The sequence below is a fragment of the Microbacterium sp. LKL04 genome (assembly GCF_900102005.1).
Classification (GTDB): domain Bacteria; phylum Actinomycetota; class Actinomycetes; order Actinomycetales; family Microbacteriaceae; genus Microbacterium.
The window spans coordinates 580,177-601,622 of the sequence record NZ_LT627736.1 but is presented as its reverse complement, the minus strand read 5'-3'; the positions used below and the strand labels follow the sequence as shown (position 1 = coordinate 601,622).

17 protein-coding genes and 1 tRNA gene are annotated in these 21,446 nt (G+C 70.0%); 6 read left to right on the top strand and 12 right to left on the bottom strand.

From position 1 onward, the window contains the following. Positions 1-3 precede the first annotated feature (3 nt). Positions 4-1,404, top strand: coding sequence for a dihydrolipoyl dehydrogenase (lpdA, locus tag BLP38_RS02990; protein WP_091352670.1), 1,401 nt, complete (start codon positions 4-6; stop codon positions 1,402-1,404). Between the two features lie 112 nt (positions 1,405-1,516). Here the strand turns inward: lpdA and BLP38_RS02985 are convergent, their stop codons facing one another. From BLP38_RS02985 to BLP38_RS02950, 8 genes are all read right to left on the bottom strand, one after another. Then, positions 1,517-2,146 (bottom strand): CYTH domain-containing protein, encoded by a 630-nt coding sequence (locus BLP38_RS02985; protein ID WP_091352667.1) that lies wholly within the window; start codon positions 2,144-2,146, stop codon positions 1,517-1,519. Further along, the gene (locus BLP38_RS02980) at positions 2,136-2,378 is read right to left on the bottom strand and encodes a response regulator (protein ID WP_091352663.1); all 243 of its coding nucleotides are present in this window, start codon (positions 2,376-2,378) and stop codon (positions 2,136-2,138) included. The genes BLP38_RS02985 and BLP38_RS02980 overlap by 11 nt, the downstream gene beginning before the upstream one ends. 89 nt (positions 2,379-2,467) lie before the next feature. Next, positions 2,468-4,951, bottom strand: a complete 2,484-nt coding sequence (locus BLP38_RS02975) for a glycogen/starch/alpha-glucan phosphorylase (protein WP_091352660.1) — start codon at positions 4,949-4,951, stop codon at positions 2,468-2,470. A gap of 85 nt (positions 4,952-5,036) precedes the next feature. Continuing rightward, on the bottom strand, positions 5,037-6,050 hold the full coding sequence (locus BLP38_RS02970) for a YihY/virulence factor BrkB family protein (protein WP_091352655.1): 1,014 nt from the start codon (positions 6,048-6,050) through the stop codon (positions 5,037-5,039). Between the two features lie 74 nt (positions 6,051-6,124). After that, positions 6,125-6,646: a prepilin peptidase gene (locus BLP38_RS02965; protein WP_091352652.1), complete on the bottom strand. Its 522-nt coding sequence runs from the start codon at positions 6,644-6,646 to the stop codon at positions 6,125-6,127. A 4-nt stretch (positions 6,647-6,650) separates the two neighbouring features. Beyond that, positions 6,651-6,947, bottom strand: a complete 297-nt coding sequence (locus BLP38_RS02960) for a DUF1905 domain-containing protein (RefSeq protein WP_091352649.1) — start codon at positions 6,945-6,947, stop codon at positions 6,651-6,653. A gap of 57 nt (positions 6,948-7,004) precedes the next feature. After that, positions 7,005-7,991, bottom strand: a complete 987-nt coding sequence (locus tag BLP38_RS02955; RefSeq protein ID WP_091359466.1) for an aldo/keto reductase — start codon at positions 7,989-7,991, stop codon at positions 7,005-7,007. Positions 7,992-7,996: 5 nt separating this feature from the next. Next, positions 7,997-8,965 (bottom strand): LysR family transcriptional regulator, encoded by a 969-nt coding sequence (locus tag BLP38_RS02950; RefSeq protein WP_091352645.1) that lies wholly within the window; start codon positions 8,963-8,965, stop codon positions 7,997-7,999. An 80-nt stretch (positions 8,966-9,045) separates the two neighbouring features. On the opposite strand from BLP38_RS02950, the gene BLP38_RS02945 reads away from it, so the two are divergent. Continuing rightward, positions 9,046-10,086: an aminotransferase class V-fold PLP-dependent enzyme gene (locus tag BLP38_RS02945; RefSeq protein WP_091352642.1), complete on the top strand. Its 1,041-nt coding sequence runs from the start codon at positions 9,046-9,048 to the stop codon at positions 10,084-10,086. A 6-nt stretch (positions 10,087-10,092) separates the two neighbouring features. Here the strand turns inward: BLP38_RS02945 and BLP38_RS02940 are convergent, their stop codons facing one another. Further along, positions 10,093-11,760, bottom strand: coding sequence for a cation:proton antiporter (locus tag BLP38_RS02940; RefSeq protein WP_091352638.1), 1,668 nt, complete (start codon positions 11,758-11,760; stop codon positions 10,093-10,095). 78 nt (positions 11,761-11,838) lie between these two features. On the opposite strand from BLP38_RS02940, the gene BLP38_RS02935 reads away from it, so the two are divergent. After that, a complete protein-coding gene (locus tag BLP38_RS02935) occupies positions 11,839-12,999 on the top strand; it encodes a hypothetical protein (protein WP_091352634.1) in 1,161 nt (386 codons plus the stop codon). A gap of 8 nt (positions 13,000-13,007) precedes the next feature. Here the strand turns inward: BLP38_RS02935 and BLP38_RS02930 are convergent, their stop codons facing one another. Next, a complete protein-coding gene (locus BLP38_RS02930) occupies positions 13,008-13,421 on the bottom strand; it encodes a hypothetical protein (protein WP_091352629.1) in 414 nt (137 codons plus the stop codon). A 118-nt stretch (positions 13,422-13,539) separates the two neighbouring features. On the opposite strand from BLP38_RS02930, the gene BLP38_RS02925 reads away from it, so the two are divergent. Further along, a complete protein-coding gene (locus BLP38_RS02925) occupies positions 13,540-14,562 on the top strand; it encodes an NADPH:quinone reductase (RefSeq protein ID WP_091359464.1) in 1,023 nt (340 codons plus the stop codon). 79 nt (positions 14,563-14,641) lie between these two features. Here BLP38_RS02925 and BLP38_RS02920 read toward each other — a convergent pair whose 3' ends face one another. Next, entirely contained in the window at positions 14,642-19,882 is a 5,241-nt protein-coding gene (locus tag BLP38_RS02920; protein WP_091352626.1) for a rhamnogalacturonan lyase family protein, read from the bottom strand. 294 nt (positions 19,883-20,176) lie between these two features. Next, positions 20,177-20,250: transfer RNA gene (locus BLP38_RS02915), tRNA-Pro, on the bottom strand. A gap of 104 nt (positions 20,251-20,354) precedes the next feature. Between BLP38_RS02915 and BLP38_RS02910 the strand changes: the two genes are divergently transcribed. Then, a complete protein-coding gene (locus BLP38_RS02910) occupies positions 20,355-20,933 on the top strand; it encodes a GNAT family N-acetyltransferase (protein WP_091352622.1) in 579 nt (192 codons plus the stop codon). Next, the gene (locus BLP38_RS02905) at positions 20,930-21,433 is read left to right on the top strand and encodes an O-acetyl-ADP-ribose deacetylase (protein ID WP_091352617.1); all 504 of its coding nucleotides are present in this window, start codon (positions 20,930-20,932) and stop codon (positions 21,431-21,433) included. Before BLP38_RS02910 ends, BLP38_RS02905 begins: the two co-directional genes overlap by 4 nt. Positions 21,434-21,446 lie beyond the last annotated feature (13 nt).

Sequence of the window (21,446 nt, the reverse complement as noted above, 5' to 3'; positions counted from 1 at the left end):
GGCATGCCTCACTACGACGTCGTCATCCTCGGTGCCGGCCCCGGCGGCTATGTCGCGGCCGTCCGCTCGGCACAGCTCGGACTGTCCACCGCCATCATCGAAGAGAAGTACTGGGGCGGTGTCTGCCTCAACGTCGGCTGCATCCCCTCCAAGGCGCTTCTGAAGAACGCCGACCTCGCGCACACCTTCACGCACAAGGCCGACCTCTTCGGCATCAGCGGTGACGTGAACTTCGACTTCGGGGTCGCGTGGGATCGCAGCCGCAAGGTCGCCGACACCCACGTCAAGGGCATCCACTTCCTGATGAAGAAGAACAAGGTGACCGAATACGAGGGCCGCGGCTCCTTCGTCGACGCGAAGACCATCGAGGTCACGAAGGCCGACGGCTCGACCGAGACGGTCTCCGCCGACAACGTCATCATCTCGACCGGCTCGACCGTGCGTCTGCTCCCGGGCGTCACCCTGAGCGAGAACGTCGTCACCTACGAGGAGCAGATCCTCACCCGTGAGCTTCCGAGCTCGATCGTCATCGTGGGCGCCGGTGCCATCGGCATGGAGTTCGCGTTCTTCATGAGCAACTACGGCGTGAAGGTCACGATCATCGAGTTCCTCGATCGCGCACTGCCCAACGAGGACGTCGAGATCTCGAAGGAGATCCAGCGTCAGTACAAGAAGTACGGCATCGACATCCTGACCTCGACCAAGGTCGAGTCCGTGGTCGACTCCGGCGACAAGGTCACCGTGTCGTACTCGGCGAACGCCGACGGCGCGAAGGGCGAGATCGAGGCTGACAAGGTCCTCATGTCGATCGGCTTCGCCCCCCGCGTCGAGGGCTTCGGTCTCGACAAGACCGGCGTGAAGCTCACCGAGCGCGGCGCGATCGAGATCGACGACTACATGCGCACCAACGTCGAGGGCGTCTACGCCATCGGCGACGTCACCGCGAAGCTGCAGCTCGCCCACGTGGCCGAGGCGCAGGGCGTCGTCGCCGCCGAGACCATCGGCAAGGCGGAGACCCAGACGCTCGGCGACTACCGCAACATGCCCCGCGCGACGTTCTGCTCGCCGCAGGTCGCCTCGTTCGGCCTCACCGAGCAGCAGGCCCGCGACGCCGGCTACGACGTCAAGGTCGCGAAGTTCCCCTTCTCGGCCAACGGCAAGGCCAACGGCCTCGGCGAGCCGGTCGGTTTCGTGAAGCTGATCGCGGATGCCGAGCACCTCGAGCTCCTCGGCGGCCACCTCATCGGCCCTGACGTGTCAGAGCTCCTTCCCGAGCTCACCCTCGCCCAGAAGTGGGACCTGACCGCGCTGGAGGCGGCACGGAACGTGCACACGCACCCCACGCTCTCCGAGGGCCTGCAGGAGGCATTCCACGGCCTCGCAGGCCACATGATCAACCTCTGATCATCGGGGAAGACCTATCGAAACGCATGGGTCTTCAGTAACCTGACGATCACGACTGACGCCGCCCCGAACGAAGCCGGGGGCGGCGTCAGTGCGTTAACGAACGCTGCGGTCAGAGCCCGAGGGCGCGTTCGAGCTTGGACCCCGACGTCGAGACCTCTCCCCCCACGGCACGGACCAGCAGGTCCGCCGCATCGAAGAGCGCGTCGCGGGCAGCGGCATCCGTCGGCGCCGCGGGACCCAGCTCGAGCTCCCACTCGCGCCAGGTGGTGTCGACGCCCCGGCGGACATCCGTCGCGGTGACGCGGTCGTCGACGAACTCGGCGAGCAGCCCGCCGGCGGTGTCGAGCAGGGCGTAGGCCGTCCGGGAGTTCCGGATCCGCGCAAGGGGTGCGAACGGCGGCTCGGCGATCTCGGCGAGGACGCTCTCGATCGCCGGCGGGACGACGATGTTCTCGGGGTCGCCGTCGTCGAGGGGCCACCGGGACTCGGCCTTGCCCTCGGGCGTCACCCGCTTGATGTGCCACCCCTCGTCCGGGCCGCCGCTGCGGCGACGCAGGGCGACACGAGCCCGACCGAGCGAGCCCTCCGCCGTGTCGAGGTAGTGCGCGTCGAGTTCGCGCGGCTCGGGCGCGCCGACGACGGCGACGCCGGGAAGCCGTGCCCAATCGGGCAGAGGCGTCCCGGCGTCGACGTCATAGGTGCGCTCGATCTCGAGCGAGTGCTCCGGCTCAGTCGTCAAGGGTCGATCGGTCGTCGCGCTCGTCTGCGGACGGGTCGATGTCGTCCTGCGAGGCGACGAAGTGGAAGTCCGCGGATGTCGGGCCGTCGCCCTCCCCCGTGTTCTCGTCGGCGCCCGATCGCTCGTAGGTGATCTGCGTCTCGCTGTAGGGCAGGATCAGTCGATCCGTGTCTTCCTCGAGCGGGATGACCTGGCCGTCGAGCGGGCCGCCGTGAAGTCGTGCAATAGCCATAGTTGTACCTCCGGATCCGACTCTAATCGCGGGAGCGCACCGGCCCGGGATGCCTTGTCAGCGCGCCGAGCCGGTGATATCCCCCGGGCTCAGACGATCGGCGGAGTGTGCCAGATGCGGTCGATGTAGTCGCGCATGGACCGGTCCGACGAGAAGAAGCCGCACCGCGCGACGTTCAGGATCGCGGCGCGCGTCCAAGCATCCTGGTCCGCGTAGAGGGCGTCGACGCGCTTCTGGGCCGCGATGTAATCGGTGTAGTCCGCCAGCGCCATGAACGGGTCGTGGTGGATCAGATTCGACACGACAGGCTCGAAGACGGATGCATCACCATTCGAGAACGCACCGGAGGAGATGAGATCGAGCGCGCGGGACAGATTCTCGTCCGCGCGGACGAAATCGATCGGGTGGTACCCGCGCGTCTGGAGATCGGCGACCTCGGGCTCGGCCATACCGAAGAGGAAGAAGTTGTCGTCGCCGACGAGTTCGCGGATCTCGACGTTGGCGCCGTCGTCGGTGCCGATCGTGAGCGCTCCGTTGAGAGCGAACTTCATGTTGCCTGTTCCCGACGCCTCCTTTCCGGCGAGCGAGATCTGCTCCGAAAGATCGGCGGCGGGGACGACGCGCTCGGCGAGGGTGACGTTGTAGTTGGGCGGGAACAGTACCGCAAGGCGCCCCTCGACGCGCGGGTCGTCGTTGACGACCGAGCCGACCGCGTTGATGAGATGGATGATCCGCTTGGCCATCGCATACCCGGGCGCTGCCTTGGCGCCGAACACGAACGTCCGGGGCGTCACCTGATCGGCCGTGACCCGTCCCGAGGCGATGGCGTCGTACTCCGTGATGATGTGCAGGAGCTTGAGCGTCTGACGCTTGTACTCGTGCAGCCGCTTGACCATGACGTCGAGCAGATGATCATCGGCGACCGTCAGCCCGTCGCGCTCGGCCAGAGTCCGTGCGAGGGTCCGCTTGTTCGCGGCCTTGACGGCCCGGAAGGCGGAGCGGAACTCGGCGTCGTCTGCGTACTCCTCGAGTTCGCGCAGCCGGTCGAGGTCCGTGAGCCAGCCGGCACCGATCGTGTCGGTGATGAGCCGCGAGAGCCCGGGGTTCGCGAGACGCACGAAGCGGCGCGGCGTCACTCCGTTCGTGACGTTGGTGAACTTGCCGGGGTAGAACTCGTCGAAGTCCGGCAGCACCTTCTCGCGCAGCAGCTGCGAGTGGAGCTCCGCGACGCCGTTCACCTTCGATCCGGCGACCGTGGCGAGGTACGCCATCCGGATCGCACCGTCGGGCGAAACGATCGACATCCGCCGGATCCGCTCCGCGTCGTCACCGAACCGGTCGCGGACCTCCTCGAGGAACTCGTCGTTGATGCGGTAGATGATCTCGAGGTGCCGGGGCAGCAGCCGGCCCAGCAGGTCCGCCGGCCACACCTCGAGCGCTTCCGGCAACAGGGTGTGGCACGTGTAGGCGAAACACTGCTGCGTGATCTGCCACGCGGCATCCCATTCGAGCTTCTTCTCGTCCACGAGGACGCGCATGAGCTCGGGCACGCCGATGACGGGGTGCGTGTCGTTGAGCTGGAAGATGACGCGGTCGGGGAGGTTCGCGAGGTCGAAGTCTGCCGGCAGGATGAGGTTCACGAAGTCGCTGATCGATGCCGCGACGAAGAAGTACTGCTGCTGCAGCCGCAGCTCCTTGCCCTGCGGCGTGGAGTCCTCGGGGTAGAGCACCTTCGAGATGTTCTCGGCGTAGGTCTGCGCGCGGACGGCCTCCTGGTAGTCGCCCGCGTTGAACACGCGGAGATCGAAGCCCTGCGTGGCCTGCGCACTCCAGAGCCGGAGCGTGTTGACGCGGCCGTTGTGATAGCCGGGGACCATGTAGTTGTAGGGGACGGCGAGGACGTTCCACGCCGGCTCCCACCGGGTCCGTTCGATTCCCCCGTCGTCGTACGTCTCGGTGTAGCCGCCGAACGAGATCGTCTGCGCGGCCTCGGGATGCGGGAACTCCCAGGGCGAGCCGAGCGCGAGCCACGAGTCGGCCTGCTCGACCTGCTCCCCGTCGACGAACGTCTGCCGGAAGATGCCGTATTCGTAACGGATGCCGTAGCCCACGCTCGGGACGCCGAGGGTCGCGAGCGAGTCGATGAAGCACGCGGCGAGCCGTCCCAGGCCGCCGTTGCCGAGCCCGGGCTCGACCTCCATCGCGCGGACATCCTCGAGATCGAGGCCGCACGCCACGAGCGCTTCATCGGCGATGTCGGTGAGGCCCGTCGCGAGCAGGTTGTTGTCGAGCTGGCGACCGAGCAGGTACTCCGCCGACAGGTAGGCGACGCCCTTGGACTGGATCGTGCGCTGACGGCGGACGTCCTCGAGCCAGCGGGCCATGAGGTAGTCACGGACCGTGGCGGCCAGCGCGAAGTAGCGATCGTTCGCCGTCGACGTCGACAGGGCGACCCCACGGCCGTTGTTGAGGTTGCGGAGGAACTGCGTCACGAAACCGTCGACCGTGGGCTCGGGTGCCTGGACGGGGGCGAGGGCGATGGGGTGACTCGGTTGAAGGCGCTGGTTCTTCACGCTTCGACGGTACACACCCCGCACGGCGGCATCGAGTGGATGCGTCAGAGTTCACACAGCGGTGATGCGGTCGTGACGCCGGGCCTCACCCGGCCCGCTCGGCGGCGAGCGCTTCGCGCGCGGCGTGGAGCTCGTCGGCCGCGGCCTTCACCTGATCCTCGGCGGTCTGCACGCGGCGCTCGATGAGGGTCGTCGCTCCGTGGACCCGTCGCACGCGATCCTCGCTCTCCAGCGTCGCGGCGACGATGTAGGACGAGGCGATGAGGATCACCTGGCACGACAGGTTGATCCACAGGAGCAGGGCGATGAGCGTGGCGAACGAGGCCAGCAGCGGGTTGGACCCCGCGCCGCCCACGAACAGGCTCGACAACTGCTGCAGGACGGTGAGCCCGAACCCGCCGATGAGCGCGCCGACCCAGAGGGCGCGGGCGGGGGCGCGCACCCCCGACAGCGTGCGGAAGAGGAGGGCGACGACGACGGTGTCGAGGATGAAGGTGACGAGGATGCCGACCCCGGCGCTGATTCCCACGGTGAGGGGACTGTCGGAGGACACCCCGACGAACTCCGAGACGAGCCCCACTCCCGCCGTGCCGAGGACCGTCGCCACGGCGGCGGCGGCGAGCCCCGCGCCGATCACGATGGCGAGGACCAGGTTCCGCGCGAGGACGATGAAGAAGAGCGTGTCGTCGTGCACTTTGTCGGCGAGGGTGCGCAGGGCCGTCCGGAGCGATCCGATCGCCCCGATGGCCGCCATCACCAGACCCACGAGCGACACCGCGCCCGCGAGGGAGAACGCGACCGGCTGGCTGAGGCTCTCGGGTTTGATGATGCCGTCCTCGCCGACGAGGCCGGGGATGACGCTGTCGACGGCGTCGATGAGGCCCTGCCACGCCTGCGGGTTCCCCGCGAGCCACAGCGCCGCCACCGAGAAGCCCAGCAGGACGCCGGCGAACACGCTGAAGAGGGTGCGGTAGGTGACGCTGTCGGCGAGGAGGGGACCGCGACGCTCGCTGTACCGCAGGTACGCGCGCACGATCCGCCAGGACAGCGCCTTCGCGATCAGGCGCGGGACGAGCGGGGTCTTCGTACGGTCGGCCATCCCCTCACGCTACTGACGGAGGGATGCCGGTCGGAGACCCTTGCGCCGCGACGGGGGATCTGGCATCCGCCGGCTCAGAGCCCGACGCGGTCGGCGATCGCTCCGCCGAACACGATGCCCGTCCAGGCGCCGAGCAGCATCCACGGCCCGAAGGCGACGGCGGTGCGCCGGCCGGCCCTCCGCATCGCGAGAAGGATCACTCCGTACAGACCGCCGAAGACGAAGCCGGCGAAGGCGCCCACGGCGAGCGCCGACCAGCCCGCCCATCCGAGTGCGATGCCGAGGACGCCCGCGAGCTTCACGTCTCCCCCGCCCATACCCCCACCCGCAGCGCGGAGCAGCAGATAGAACGCGAACAGGACCGCGCCTCCGACCGCTGCGCGCAGCAGGGACGACCACGGCGCGCCCGCCAGACACGCGATCGCCAGCAGTCCGCCGAGCACGGGGTACCCGGGCAGGACCCAGGCGTTGGGCAGACGATGCGTTCGCGCGTCGATCAGGGCCAGAGCGATCGACACGACGAGGAGCCAGGCGTAGGCGAGCGCGACGGCGACGAGCGCGACAGGGCTGGGCGCCTCGGTGAGCAGGCCGAGCATCGGCTCAGCCGTCGAACACGTCGAGGCGAGCACGGACCGCGTCGCCGTCGGAGATGCCCTCCCGCTCGCGCACCGACCATTTCAGCGGGAGCACGTACACCCCGCGGCCGGCGTCAGGGAAGATCGACGTCCGCCACCGAGAGGAGCCGATGGTCACCTCCACGGGGATCGATCCGAACCCACGCCCCGGACGCGGCACCTCGCGGATATCGGCGCTCACCTCTTCGGGCAGCGGGATGAAGTACCAGTCGTCCCTCCGCGACTCCCAGCGGTACAGGACTCCGGTGACGTCGACGATCATGTGGTCACGGTAGCGGCGTCGCGCGCTGGGCGGCGGGCGGCATCCCCACCCCTGCGTTCACCACTGCGGGTGGATGTCGGCGCGGAGCCTGCGGTCGTAGACGTCGACGACCGCGGCGGCGAAAGTGTCGAGGTCGGCGGGATCGATCGACCCGGCGGCGGCGTTGCTGCGAGCCTGCGTCGTCGTCCGGGCCCCCGGGATGACGGACGTGACGCCGGGGCGGGAGGCGATCCAGGCGAGGGATGCCGCGGGCAGCGACACCCTGTCGGGGAGGGCCGCGGCGAGTTCGTCTGCGGCGACGAGCCCGGTGTCGTAGTCGACGCCCGAGAAGGTCTCCCCGCGGTCGAACGCCTCACCGTTCCGATTGAAGGACCGGTGGTCGTTGCCCGCGAACGAGGTCGAGCTCGTGTACTTCCCGCTCAAGAGGCCGGAGGCCAGCGGAACACGGGCGAACACGGCGACGCCGGCCGCCTCTGCAGCGGGCAGCACCTCGTCGAGCGGCTTGAGCCGGAACGGGTTGATGATGATCTGCACGTTCGTCACACCGGGGCGCGAGATGGCGGACAGCGCCTGATCGCACGTCTCGACCGAGACGCCGTAGGCCGCGATGGCTCCGTCGGCGACGAGGGCGTCGAGAGCGTCGTACGTCTCGTCGGCGTCGATGACGGCCGACGGCGGACAGTGCAGCTGCACGAGGTCCAGGGTGTCGACGCCGAGGTTCGCCCGCGATCGGTCCGTCCACGCGCGGAAGTTCTCGGGGGTGTAGTTCTCGGGCTCCTGCGCGACGCGACGACCCATCTTGGTCGCCACGGTCACACCGTGGCCGGGGTGCGCGGCCAGGAACCTGCCGATCAGCGATTCACTGCGACCGTCTCCGTACACGTCGGCGGTGTCGAAGAGGGTGACCCCGGCCTCGACCGATGCCGCGAGGACCTCGAGGGCGTCGGCCTCGGATACATCGCCCCAGTCCGCTCCGAGCTGCCAGGTGCCGAGGCCGATGGTGGACACGGAGCGGCCGGTGGCGGCGAGGGGGCGCTGATGCATGCGGCTCACCCTACTTCGGCGCCGGGCGCTTCAGGGCCGGATGCCGCCATGTCTCCGACCGCATCGGCGAGGTGCCGCAGGACCGTCGCGACGGCCGGCACCCGCGCCGCGCCGCGCGCGGACACGGCGTGGAGCTCGCGTCTGTCGCGTGACGCGAGTGGTCGCGTGAGGATGCCCTCGACGAGCGGGAAGGATGCGACGGCGAGCCGCGGGAGCGTCGCGACGCCGACTCGCTGGGCGACGAGCTGCTCGACGGCCGCGACGTTGTCGGTCTCGAACCGGATGCGCGGGGTGAAGCCCGCACGAGAGCACGAGTCGAGGAGATGGCTGCGGCACCGGGGGCATCCTGCGATCCAGTCGTCCGCGGCGAGGGTCTCGATGTCGACGATCACGTCGGAGGCGCGCGGATGCCCCTCGGGCAGGATCAGCAGCAGGTCCTCCTCCCCGATCCGTCGGGCGTCGAGCCCGCGGATGCTGTCGCCGTGAGCGTCGGTCCCGTCGCCGGGGTGGCTGAACGTGAGGGCGATGTCGGCGCGGTCGGCGCGGACGGCTGCGACCGCCTCTGGCGGCTCGGCTTCGACGTAGGTGAGCGAGACGCCGGGGTCGGTCTCTGCGAGGCGCCGCATGAGCCGTGGGAGGACGGTCGGCGACGCGGAGGGGAATCCGACCAAGCGGACCGTACCGGTTCGACCGCCGCTCAGATCGGCGAGCTCACCGGCGACGGCGCCGAGAGCCGTCGTGATCGACGCAGCGTGACGGGCGAGGATGCGACCGGCCTCGGTGAGCCTCATCCGTCTGCCGACGCGCTCGACGACCGGCATGCCCAGACGTGATTCGAGCCGACGGATCTGCTGACTGACCGCCGGCTGGCTGTAGCCGAGCGCGGCCGCGGCGGCGGTCACCGACCCCGCATCGCCGATCGCCCTGACGATGCGGAGTTCGGCGACGGACAGGTCGGGCAGCGAAGACGGCACACCGATATATAACGCGACGTCATGGACTCGATGCAACACCTGCCGTGGTGCACTCTGACGGATGTCGGGACGATGGACGCATGGCCCTCTCCCCCGCCGACGTCCGTGCCGCGTTCCCCGATGCTCGGGGATACGTCGCGGCCTGCACCGCCGGCATCCCGACCCGCGCCACCCGCGCCGCTGTCCGAGCGGACCTCGACGCGCTGCCGGACCCCGTCCGGTACGCCGCCGTGGCCGAGCGGTGCCGTACGTCGTTCGCGCGACTCGTCGGGGTCGCGCCGGAGTCCGTCGCCCTCGGTGCCCAGACGTCGGCGATGGTGAGCCTGCTCGCGGCATCCCTCCCCGACGGCGCGGTCGTCCTGTGCCCGGACGGGGAGTTCTCCTCGCTCGTCCTGCCCTTCGTGCACGCCGGTCGCGGCATCACGGTGCGCACCGTCCCCCTCGAGGCACTCGCCGCGTCGATCGAGCCCGGCGACACGATGGTCGCCTTCTCGATCGTCCAGTCCGCAACGGGAGCAGTGGCCGACGCGGACGCGATCGTCGCCGCCGCCCGGGCCCACGGGGTGCGCACCTTGTGCGATGCGACGCAGGCCGTCGGATGGATGCCGGTGGCCGCCGGCGCTTTCGATGCGCTCGTCTGCCACGCGTACAAGTGGCTGTGCGCGCCGCGCGGCGTCGCGTTCCTCACGGTCACCGAGGACTTCGCGGCCTCGATCCTCCCCCGCCAGGCCGGGTGGTACGCGGGAACCGACCCGTGGGCGTCCTGCTACGGCGGGGACGCGACACTGGCGGCATCCGCTCGGCGGTTCGACGTCTCGCCGGCGTGGCAGGCCTTCGTGGGGGCGGAGCCCGCGCTCGCGCTGTTCGCCGACGCGAATCCGGCCGCCCTGCGCGACGAGGTCACCGCGCTCGCCGCGGCGTTGAGGTCGCGCCTGGGGCTGCCGCAGCCCATCCGTGCGACGCCCATCGTGACGTGGCGGGACGAGAACGGGGCCGATATCGCGCGTCTGCGGGAGGCCGGGGTCGTCGCGTCGAGCCGGGCGGGCAACGCACGCGTCGCACTCCACGTGTTCAACGACCTGCGCGACGTGGACGACATCGCGCGGACGCTCGGACGCTGACCCGGATCAGGCTCGGTCGGAGCGGAGCTCGATCGCGATCTGCGACGCGTCGATGACGGCGAGCTCGTGCGCGAGGACGTCGGCGTCGAAGGTCCCGCTGTCGCGTGCATCGAGGAGCACCCGACGCTGAACCGCCAACACCTCGAGTCGTCGAGCGCTCTCGACCTCGAAGATCTGGGACCGGTCCGCGTCCGCCGGTCGTTCGGCGGCCGGAACGGTCGCGGCGCTGTCGCGGAGGAGTTCGAGGATGTGACGACGCTCCTCGTGTTCGCGCTGCCGGGTCTCCTCATGCGAGCCGGCGGACGTGAGGGCCGTGACCATGGGGGCGACCGTGGCTCCCTGCCCGACGAGCGAGACGACGGCGACCGCGAACGCGACGAGGATGAGGACCGACCGCTGCGGCGTGCCCTCAGGCAGCGTCTGCGCGGCGGCCAGCGTGATCGCGCCCCGCATGCCCGCCCACACGACGAGGGCCCCTTCTCGCCACCCCAAGGGCGCCTCCTGGAAGTAGCGGATGTCGGCCAACCCCCGGGTCACGCGCGGTCCGAAGCGGCGGACCGTGTCACGCGAGACCGTTCTGCCCCGGCGCGCGAAGGCGTCGACGAGCTTCTTCTCGCCCTCCTCGCTCTCGAGCCGCTGAGCGATGGTCTCGAGTCGAGGCTGCAGCCGCCGCACGCGTCGCGCGCTCGCGGACAGGAGCGCCAGGAGCGGCGCGACGTACGCCGCGCGGACGACGATGGTGAGCAGCCATGCGCCCGCTGCGATGAGGAGCGCCGGCGCCACACCGGCGTGCACGGCTTGCACGTCCGAGATGATCGTCGTGAGCTGCAGCCCCATGAAGAGGAAGACGAGCCCTTCGAGGATCAGCTCGATCGTGCGCCAGTTCTGCGCGTCCGACAGCCGGTTGCGCGCCGAGAACACGCGCGGTCCCCCGACACCTGTGATGATGCCCGCGACGACGGCGGCGACGAGGCCCGACGCCCCGAGGAGCTCGGCCGGGATCGCGGCCAGGAACGGCACGGTGAACGACAGGACGGTGTTCACGGTCGGATCCGTCGCCCGGCGACGAACGGTCAGGTTCAGCCAGCCGACGACGGCACCGATGAGCACAGCGATGACGACCGCGTAGGCGAACGTGCCGACTGCACCCCAGAACGAGAAGGATGCCGCGGCCGCGGCGATCGCCGTCCGCAGCAGCACGAGCGCCGTGGCGTCGTTGAGCAGGCTCTCGCCCTCGAGGATCGCGACGACGCGCTTCGAGACCGGCGTGCGTTTGATGATCGACGTCGCGACGGCGTCGGTCGGGCTGACGATGGCGCCGAGCGCGACGCCCCACGCGAAACCGAGGTCGGGGATCACGATCATGAAGAAGAGCCCGAGGGCGAGCGCGGTCCCGATGACGAGGAACACCGACAGCCCCGCGATCGCTCCGAACTCGCGGCGGAAGTGCATGGCGGGCATCGAGACGGCTGCCGAGTAGAGCAGCGGCGGCAGGATGCCGAGGAGGATCCACTCCGGGTCGAGGACGAAGTCGTCGAAGACCGGCAGGAAGCTCCCGCCGACGCCGACGGCGACCATGAGGATGGGCGCCGCGATCCCCGCCCACCGGCCGACGACCGTGGTGAGAGCGACCACGAGGAGGGCGACCACGAGGCCCAGGAGTGTCTCGATCACACCGAAAGCCTGTCAGAGCATTTCGGTTCGGGCGGACGATTTCGGGCAGTTCGTCACCGGCCGATAGGCTCCCGGATCGTGCTTCGCCTGATCTTCTCCGCAGCCGTGGGTGCTCTGATCGGCGGTGCCGTCGCCGCCCTGGTCGGTCCTCCCGGGGCCGGCATCTGGGTCCTCGCGATCGCGCTGCCCATCGGCATCCTCAGCGTCGTCTTCCTACGGCTGGGTGCGTCGGGACTCGCCTCGACATCGGTCTCGCAGGAGGATCTGACTCGCGCGCGGGCCGAGGATCGCCTGGGCGTGGCGCGCATCGACGCCGTCCGTCAGACGGGAACGCAGATCAACGACCAGCCCTTGTGCCAGATCGACGTGACGGTGCAGCCGCGCCGGGGTGCCGCGTACGCCACGACCCTCCGCAGCGTCGTCCCCCTGATCGAGCTCGGAGCCTTGAGTCCCGACGCGGTCCGGCCGGTCGCGATCCTCATCGAGGGCGGCCCCGAGTTCGGCTTCGTCGACGGCCAGGTCTCGCCGCAGGAGATCGACGGTCTGGTCGTCCCTCCACGGGGGTCAGTCCCGACGATCGCCTGGCCGAAGGCGCAGCGCGTGGTGAACGGCGCGCGGCGCGGCCCGCTCCTGGGCATCGGTCCGCACGGGCGGGTGCTGCGCGGCATCCTCTTCATCGTCGTCGCGCTCGCTGTGGCAGCCGCGGTCGTAGCGCCCTACAGCCGCGCCGTCGTCATGACCGTCCAGGCGGCGCAGGAGGGGCGCATCGGCGTCGACCTACGACGCCCCGACGAGCTGGCTGTCGCTGTCCAGGCCCTCAAGGATGAGATCGGACACGACAGGGTCAGTTCCGTGCTCATACGGTCCGACTTCATCCGCGTCGAGGCTCCCCTCATGCCAGGGGGGACCGAGACCGACGTGTGGATGTACCGAGGTGGGATCGTCGAACACGACGGCGCCGCCCCGTCGCAGCCCGACCTCGCGGCCGAGCAGTTCTCGTGGAAGGACATCGCCCTCTCGAAGGTGTGGGCGCTGATGGGGAATGCGTCCGCGGAGTCGGGATTCGCCGTCGGCGACGCCAGCGCCGTCGTCTCGCGGGGCACCGACAGCGACATCGACAGTGAGACCTTCGGAGAGTCCGTCGAGGCCCCAGAGATGTTCATCTCGCTCCGGACCGAGTACAAGAGCGCCTCGTTCCGGGTGAATGCCGACGGATCGGGCGACGTCGTCGCCCAGTGACGCGCGCGTCAGGCGGCGGCGAGCTCGGTCGGTTCGCGAAGCGACCGCATCGCGTCCGCGCTCGGCAGATCGACGCGCAGACGCGTGGTCCCCGGGCGGGGACCGGCCCCGTTGACGATCGCCGCGCCGCCCAGACGCGCCAAAGGAGCGGCGAGCGCGGCCGAGGCTGCCGCCGGCAAGTAGCCGACGACTCGTCCGTTCGAGTGGACGGCGATGTCTGCGGCGCAGGGGACACGTCCGCGTCCCATCCGCAGGACGTAGAGCCGGTCGTCCCGGGTGCGACGTTCGGGGTCGTCGACGAGGTAGTAGGTCCGCTCGACGTCCACGCGCGATGTCGGGAGGTCACGAAGGTCCGGAAGATCGTCGTGCGATCGTGTCCGGCCGATGAGGGCGTGACAGAGGTGTTCGAGCCAGGTGGGCACGAGGCCCCCTTCCTGCACGCGGCATGAAACTCATGCCGCCGCATCGAGCCTCCCACAGTGCGCCTGGCAATCCCCCGGTCGTGGAATGCCGGCGCGATACGGTCGGTTCATGCTCCACATGAAGGCCATCGTCTACCGCACCCCGGGCGCCTCCGACGTCCTGTCCCTCGTCGACCGAGACATCGCCGATCCCGGGGCCGGCGAGGTGCGCGTGCGCATCGCCGTGTCGGGCGTGAACCCGACCGACTGGAAGTCCCGCGCGGGCGGCACGGCGCGGGCGAGTTTCGCCGAGACCGTCCCGAACCAGGACGGCGCGGGCATCGTCGACGCGCTCGGCGACGGGGTGGAGGGACTGACCGTCGGCGATCGCGTGTGGGTGCACCTCGCGCAGCACCAGCGCCCCACGGGCACCGCACAGGAGTACACGGTGGTACCGGCATCCCGTGCCGTCCGCCTCCCCGAGGGCGTCGACTTCGCGGCAGCCGCGAGCCTCGGCGTTCCCGCCGTGACCGCGCACCGCGCCCTCACGGTCCACGAGGACGGGCCGGCTCGCCTGGCCCCTGGAGCGCTCGCCGGACGCACCGTGCTCGTCGCGGGAGGCGCCGGCGCCGTCGGCCACGCGGCGATCCAGCTCGCCCGGTGGGCCGGCGCGACGGTGATCACGACCGTCAGCTCGGACGCCAAGGCCGAGCTCGCCCGAGCCGCTGGCGCGCACCACATCGTCGATTACACGCAGGGCGACCTCGTCGAGAAGATCCGCGAGATCGCACCCGACGGCGTCGACCAGATCGTGGAGGTGTCCCTCGCCACGAATGCGGCCATCGACGCGGAGGTCGCTGCCGGCCACGCGGTCATCGCGTTCTACGCGGACGATAACGGCGACACGTTCAGCATGCCCATCCGTCCGACCTTCGCGAAGAACATCCGTGTGCAGGGCGTCCTGCTCTACACGGTCGGAGAACCGGCCCTCGATGCCGCGGTCGCCGACATCACGCGCGCACTCGAAGACGGAGCTCTCCCGGTCGGCGAGGACGCCGGCCTTCCGCTGACCTGGTTCCCGCTGGAGGAGACCGCGGCCGCGCACGACGCGGTCGAAGCCGCCACGGTCGGCAAGGTACTCATCCGCGTCGCGGAGCTCTGAGTCCGCACGCGACCGCCTGACAGTGGCGAAGGGATGCCGCGGGTCGCACCTCCTGCGAGGGCGGCCCGCGGCATCCGTCTCAGCGGACGACGACCGTCAGCGGAGTCGAGCGGGTCGCGCCCGCCTCGTTGCGGTACTCGACGACGTACTCGTACGTGCCCGGGGCACGGCCCGTGACCGCCGTGCGGGTGCGCTGCGCATTCGGCGACGCGGCGGCGAGCTGCTGCTCGTCGATGACCTTCCCGTTCTCGTACAGCGCGTACGAGGTCGCGTTGGTCCCCCACCACAGGTTCGACGTGACCGTGTAGGCGCCGTCCCGGTCGTGGTTGTCGTGCGAGAGCACGGGCGTTCCGGGAGCGGCATCCGTCACCGTGACGGTGATCGACGTCGTCTCGGTGACACCGGCCGCATTGATCAGCTCGCCCGTGTAGACGTACGTGCCGTTCGAGCGGCCGGCGATCGGCACCGCGACCTGCTGCGCCCGCGGCGATTGCGGGGTCAGAAGGCGGGTGTCGAGGAGTTCGCCGTTCTCGTACAGCCGGAACACGGAGCCGTTGACGCCCCACCACAGGTTCATGGTGACCGTGAACGATCCGTCGCGCAGGCCGTCACCCCACCCGCTGTCGCTCGCGAGCGCACCCCGGCCGGGCCGGGCGGTCACCCCTTCGTCGGCGTAGACCGAGAACCGGGACTCCGCCGTCGCGACGAGGCCGTCGTGGTTGACGGCCCGGACCGTCAGCACGTGGTCCCCGGCCTTGTCCGACAGATCGATGACGGCGTCGGCCGCGATCGGCTCCCCGTCGAGGGCGACGTCGAGGTTCCGCACGCCGGACTCGGGGTCTGCCGCCGACACCCCGAGCGCGAGCTCACCGCTGTCAGGCAGGAGCGCACCGTTCTTCGGGAGACCCGAGATCACCGGAGCGGTCTCGTCGGCACCGCCCGAGGGACCACCCGTCACGGCGATGCGCGGCATCGGAGCCGGTTCCATGCCGTCGCCGATGAAGAAGCTCGGGTGCGGCGGCTGGTTATAGCCGGTGTTCTGCCAGGCGACCGCGACCCGGTACTGCATGTCGTGCATGAGCGTCGGGATGCGGATGTCGGTCTCGTCGGAGGTCGAGTAGATGCGCAGCTCCGACGAGTCCGCCGAGCGCCACACGATCTCTTCGCGCCAGTCGCCGAACAGGTCGGCCTGGAGGTTGGGCGTACCCTTCGTGCCGTTGTTCGACCGGGCCCCGGCATCCGAGAGGATCGTCCTCTGCTCCCCGGCCTCCCAGTCCCACTTCGCGACGACGGGCGTGCCCTGCGATGTCGTGGCATCCCAGTCGTGGTCGACGATCTCGCGCAGCGGGTCGCCGTCGAACCATGCGAGGAAGTTCGCCGCCGGGATGCGGTCCCCGATGACCTCGCCGTCGGCGGCGACGAGAGTTCCGGTCCGGGAGTTCCACGCGGCGTCGCCGCCGACGGCCCAGCCTTCGGCGCCGGGATGCCGCGGGTCGATGTCGCCCATGGCGGCACGGCCCGTGTCGACGGTGGCGGGAATGCTCCAGAGCACCTCTCCGGTCTTCGCGTCGCGGTACGTCGCGCCGCGGTTGCCCGATGCCGCCATGTTCTCGTGGGCGGCGAAGGCCTCGAGGCCCGGTCGCGACGGGTCGAAATCGCTGACGTGCAGCGCGTCGCCGTGGCCGAGCCCCGTCGAATAGAGGAGCTCCCCGTCGTCGTCGATCGTGGCCGAGCCGAAGATGATCTCGTCCTTCGCGTCACCGTCGACGTCGGCGACCGACATGGAGTGGTTACCCTGCCCGTACAGGGCTTCGGCACCGTCCTCGTCCGAATCGGCGACCCATCGCGTCGTCAGCTTCTCGCCGTCGAAGTCGACGGCTGCGACGACGGCACGCGTGTAGTACCCGCGGCTGAAGATCGCGCTCGGGTGCTCGCCGTCGAGGTACGCGACGGACGCGAGGAACCGGTCGACCCGGTTGCCGTAGGTGTCGCCCCACGATCCGACGTCGCCGCGCTGCGGGATGTAGTCGATCGTGTCGACCGCCGCGCCCGTCAGGCCGTTGAAGACCGTCAGGAACTCCGGGCCCTGCAGGACGTACCCCGAACTGTTGCGGTGGTCCGCGCTGGCATCGCCGATGACGCGCCCGGCGCCGTCGACCGTGCCGTCCGCGGTCCGCGTGATCAGCTCCGCACGGCCGTCGCCGTCGAAGTCGTAGACCATGAGGTCCGTGTAGTGGGCGCCCGCTCGGACGTTCACGCCCAGGTCGATCCGCCAGAGGCGCTCGCCGTCGAGCCGGTAGGCATCGACGTAGACGTTGCCGGTGTAGCCGCCCTGCGAGTTGTCCTTCGCGTTGGAGGGGTACCACTTCACGATGAGCTCGTACTGTCCGTCACCGTCGACGTCGCCGACGGTGGTGTCGTTGGCCGAGTAGGAGTAGGGCTGACCGTCCTTCGTGTAGGCGTCCGCCGGCTTCTGGAGCGCAACCGTTCGGTACGCCGCGGTCTGCACACGCACCGGATCGGACTCGGTCGTCTCGACGGTCTCGTCGCCCGACCCGCTCAATCGGGTGACGAAGTACTCCGAGGCATCCGTCCCATCGGGGTCCAGCAGGTTGGTCGACGCGGTGATCGGCGCCGTGGTGATGCGCCGGCCGTCACGGTACACGTGGAAACCCGCGTCGGCCGGGTCGGTGCCCAGCAGTCGCCACGACACGAGCACGCCGTCATCGGTCCGTACCGCGGCGACGCCACGATCGAGGTACTCCGCCTGGCGCTGCAGCACCGTCGGCGCCGCCGTCTCGTACGGGTCGGATGCCGCACCGGCACCGCCCACGCCGACCGGGACGACCGTGTAGAAGTACGGCACCGTGGTCAGCACACCGTCGTCGTCGATGAAGCGCGGGACGTCAGTCGTGCCGACGAGGGTGCCACGCTCGCCCTCGACCTCTGAGCGGAATACGAGGAAGTAGAGGCTGTCATCGGCGGCCGCCCAGGCGAGCTCGACCTCGCGCGGGTCGATGCGGACGGCGTCGATGCCCGTGGGCTTGCCGGGGGCGTCGACGTCAGGGTCGATCAGGCTCGTCTCGACCTTGGCCGACGGCACGGATTCGAGGCCCGTCCGGTCCACGGCGGTCACGTGGTAGCTGTAGTCCAGTCCGACGCGCGCCGTCCGGTCGGTGTACGCCGGCTCGGTGCTGCTGCCGACGAGCGCCGGGGCGGTGTCGAAGGCGGACGATCGGTAGATGTTCCAGGTGAGGCCGGATTCGGCATCCCATGCCAGGTCGATCTCGGGAGCGGCGGGGTCCGCCTCGACGCCCGTCACCTTCAGCCCCGTCGGGCCGAGGAGGATGGGCGTGATCTCGAGTCCGTTCAGACGCGTGCCGGCAGCGGCGCCGTAGGCCTCGATGTTCAGCTGACCGTCGGTGACGAGGAAGGGTCCGCGGAGGACGGCCGCGACCGAGCCTCGGCCGGCGTTGCCCGTTCCCGCTTCCTTCCCCTCGACGCGGAAGCTCGTGCGGGTCGACCCGATCCAGTCGCCCGAGAACGTCTTGACCGAGTAGGTGCCGTTCGGGACGTCGAGCGCGAAGGTCGAGCTGTCGCCCGGGAGGACGAAGTCGCGGATCAGGTCGTTCGACCCCTCGGAGGCGCCGCGGTCACGCCCCGCGTTGGCGGGCAGCGTGTTCGTGAAGCCGTACCCGCGGTCTTTCGTGTACCCGAGGTTCGGCGTGATCTCGGTGTACCCGGCGGCGAGCGGGTTGCCGGCGAGCTGGAAGTCGAACCGGTAGGCGGCCTGCTTGGTGGTGAACTCCACCGGCGCCGACGGTTCGGATTCGCCGCGACCGTTGACCGCGACGACGCGGTAGCGGACAGTCGCACCTTCGCTGAGACCTTGCACGATCGTCGTGGGCTGGGTCACGGTGCCGACCAGAGTCCAAGTGTCCTCACCGGCCGCCTGGCGGAACACCTTGTAGATGTCCGCGGTCGGCACGGCGTCCCACTTCAGGGTGGCCCCGGCGTTGCTGATGGCGCCGGCGACGAGCTTCTGCGGGGCGGCTGGCGCATCGGCCGGGGGCTCCGTGTCGGTGATCTCGTCGGCGAGGGGGATGTCGAGGGTGCCGATGCCCTGGGCCACCAGGCGAGCCATCTGGATGGCGCCGTACTCCTGGAAGTGCGTGTCGTCGACCGTTCCGGCGGGCCGGTTGGGGAACACTCCCGGGTCGACGTGCAGGAAGACGGCCTTGGCCGCTTCGGAGCCGATCTCGTCGAGGTAGGCGCGGCTGGATGCCGAGAGGTCGACCAGCGGCACGTCCTCCTCCGCGGCGAGCTCGGTCATCTTCTCGACGTACTCGGGGAAGCTCACGCGGGAAAGCCCCGTCTCGGGGTCGAAGTTCCGGCGGGAGACGGGCGTCACGAGGACCGGTGTCGCACCGCGCTGGCGCGCGCCCTCGACGTACGTGCGGAGGTACTCCTTGTAGTCGGCGGGCGAGGCGTAGCGGTCGTCCACTCCCTGCGTCGCGTCGTTGTGGCCGAACTGCGCGAACAGGTAGTCGCCGGGGCGGATCGCGCGCAGCACCTCGTCGAGGCGGCCCTGCGTGAGGAAGTTCTTGGACGAGCGCCCGCCGATCGCGTGGTTCTTGACCGCGACGTCGTCGGAGAGGAAGCGCTCGAGCATCTGACCCCACCCCGCCTGCGGCGCGTACGCCGTCGCGTCGTAGGTCTGGACGGTCGAATCGCCCGTCAGATAGGTCGTGGGCACGGCGCCGGCGGTGCGCTCGGGCAGCCGCGTGATCGTGAGCGCGTTGAGGGATGCCGCTCCGCCCGCGATCTGCATAGTCAGGCGCCCGTCGACGAGGGCGATGGGGAACGCCATCTCGAGGTACTCCCCTGCCGCCTTCGCGGTCGGCTGCACCTTGGCCATCGATTCAGCCGTGATCGCGATGTCCGTTGCGCCCTCCGCATCGCCGGCGACGAGCGACACCGAGTAGTCACCCGGCGCGAGGTCGACCTCGAAGGTGCCGCCCTGCGCCGCGACGAAGTCGGACCGCACGGCGTCGTCGCCGCCGCGGTCGACATCAGGGTCTGCGGATGTGGGCGCCGTGGAGAAGCCGTACCCCCACTCTGAGTCGAACGCCGTCGCGGACGTCACGCCGAGCGCGCCGGAGGCGACGGCGCCAGGCCCGAAGTCGAACGCGACGACGTCGCCGTCGGGGAGCGGCGCGGGCGTGTCTGCAGCGGCCGCGGGCGCCGCAGCGATGAGCGACGCGGTGAGTGCGGCCGCGGACGCGAGAGCGAGCGCGGAGCGGGGACGGCGGATGGGCATGGGTCCTCCTGGACGTCGTCGGCGAGAAGGCGCGCCGGACGACCCGCACCGGATGGGCGGAGAACGGTCCGACAACCTCGAGAGGGGCTTATGTCACGTCATCGAGCCCACGCGCTCCCGTCATTGGAAAGCGCATTCCAGCTCGTTGCGACCGATCCTGGCATGACCCATGAGGCAGGCGCAAGGCATCCATCCGAAAGAATGAATCGTGTCAATTCGCGGGTAGGTACGGAACGAACGACGAAAGCCCCGGAACCCGCATCTTCTGCGTGATTCCGAGGCTTCCTCGAACCGTCGGGATGACAGGATTTGAACCTGCGACCCCTTGACCCCCAGTCAAGTGCGCTACCAAGCTGCGCCACATCCCGGTCCGTTGCCCTCGCGGACAACTCCACTATCCTAACCGGTCCGGAGGCCGCCCGCGAACCGCCACGGGGTTCCGCGTGTCCGATGTCGCCGCTACCCTGCCCGGATGGCCGAGATATTGATCGAACCGGCGCGTGCGGATCGCTTCGCCGACGCCGAGGACGCGTTGACCGGAGGCGGCGACGGCGCCGACTGCTGGTGCCAGTGGTGGATGCTCGCGCCGAAGGACTTCGAGGCGACCAGTGTCGACGAACGGCGTGAGCTACTGCGTCAGGACCTCTCGGCTCCGGTCCCGTCAGCGCTGATCGCGTACGTCGACGGCGACGCCGCCGGCTGGGTCAAGGTCTCCCCCCGCCCCGATCAACCCCGCCTCGCGCGTACCCGCAACATCCAGACGTCACCGGAGCCGATGGATGACCCGTCCGTCTGGGCGATCACGTGCTTCGTCGTCCGCAAAGAGCACCGCTCCCAGGGCATCGCGAGCCGCCTTCTGGACGCCGCAGTCGACCACGCCCGCACGCATGGCGCCCGCATCGTCGAGGGCTACCCGCTCGACACCGACGTCAAGCGGTTCTCCTCCAACGACCTCTACCACGGCACGCTGTCGAGCTTCCTCGCCGCAGGCTTCATGGAGACCGCCCGCCCCGGCGCGGCCCGTCCGATCGTCGCAAAGGAGCTCTCATGAGCCGCGTCACCGTCGTCCGCGGCGACATCACCCGCCAGCAGGTCGACGCCCTCGTGAACGCCGCCAATCGCGCCATGCGGGGCGGCGGAGGCGTCGACGGTGCCATCCACCGCGCGGGCGGTCCCGAGATCCTCGCCGACTGCATCGCCCGCTTCCCGCATGGCCTCGCGACCGGGGATGCCGGGTGGACGACCGCCGGCGACCTGCCCGCACGCTGGGTCATCCACGTCGTCGGACCGAACCATACGGCCGGCGAACGCGACCGCGGTCTCCTCACCTCCTGCTACCGTCGTGCCCTCGAGGTCGCTGACGACCTCGGCGCGACGACCGTCGCCTTCCCGCTTATCAGCGCCGGGATCTACGGCTGGCCACTCGACGACGCGGTCGACGCCGCCGTCGCAACGCTCACCGAGACACCGTCTGCGGTGACCGAGGCGCGCATCGTCGCTTTCGACGACGCCATGTTCACCCGCGTCGAACGGCGACTCGCGGCACCCTGACCCGTCTTACGAT

What these genes read in the sequence shown, in the direction of transcription:
- lpdA (WP_091352670.1), top strand. Translation starts at nt 4, where the DNA reads ATGCCTCACTACGACGTCGTCATCCTCGGTGCCGGCCCCGGCGGCTAT.
- BLP38_RS02980 (WP_091352663.1), bottom strand. Translation starts at nt 2,378, where the DNA reads ATGGCTATTGCACGACTTCACGGCGGCCCGCTCGACGGCCAGGTCATC.
- BLP38_RS02970 (WP_091352655.1), bottom strand. Translation starts at nt 6,050, where the DNA reads ATGGCCGACCGTACGAAGACCCCGCTCGTCCCGCGCCTGATCGCGAAG.
- BLP38_RS02965 (WP_091352652.1), bottom strand. Translation starts at nt 6,646, where the DNA reads ATGCTCGGCCTGCTCACCGAGGCGCCCAGCCCTGTCGCGCTCGTCGCC.
- BLP38_RS02960 (WP_091352649.1), bottom strand. Translation starts at nt 6,947, where the DNA reads ATGATCGTCGACGTCACCGGAGTCCTGTACCGCTGGGAGTCGCGGAGG.
- BLP38_RS02955 (WP_091359466.1), bottom strand. Translation starts at nt 7,991, where the DNA reads ATGCATCAGCGCCCCCTCGCCGCCACCGGCCGCTCCGTGTCCACCATC.
- BLP38_RS02945 (WP_091352642.1), top strand. Translation starts at nt 9,046, where the DNA reads ATGGCCCTCTCCCCCGCCGACGTCCGTGCCGCGTTCCCCGATGCTCGG.
- BLP38_RS02925 (WP_091359464.1), top strand. Translation starts at nt 13,540, where the DNA reads ATGAAGGCCATCGTCTACCGCACCCCGGGCGCCTCCGACGTCCTGTCC.
- BLP38_RS02920 (WP_091352626.1), bottom strand. Translation starts at nt 19,882, where the DNA reads ATGCCCATCCGCCGTCCCCGCTCCGCGCTCGCTCTCGCGTCCGCGGCC.
- BLP38_RS02910 (WP_091352622.1), top strand. Translation starts at nt 20,355, where the DNA reads ATGGCCGAGATATTGATCGAACCGGCGCGTGCGGATCGCTTCGCCGAC.
- BLP38_RS02905 (WP_091352617.1), top strand. Translation starts at nt 20,930, where the DNA reads ATGAGCCGCGTCACCGTCGTCCGCGGCGACATCACCCGCCAGCAGGTC.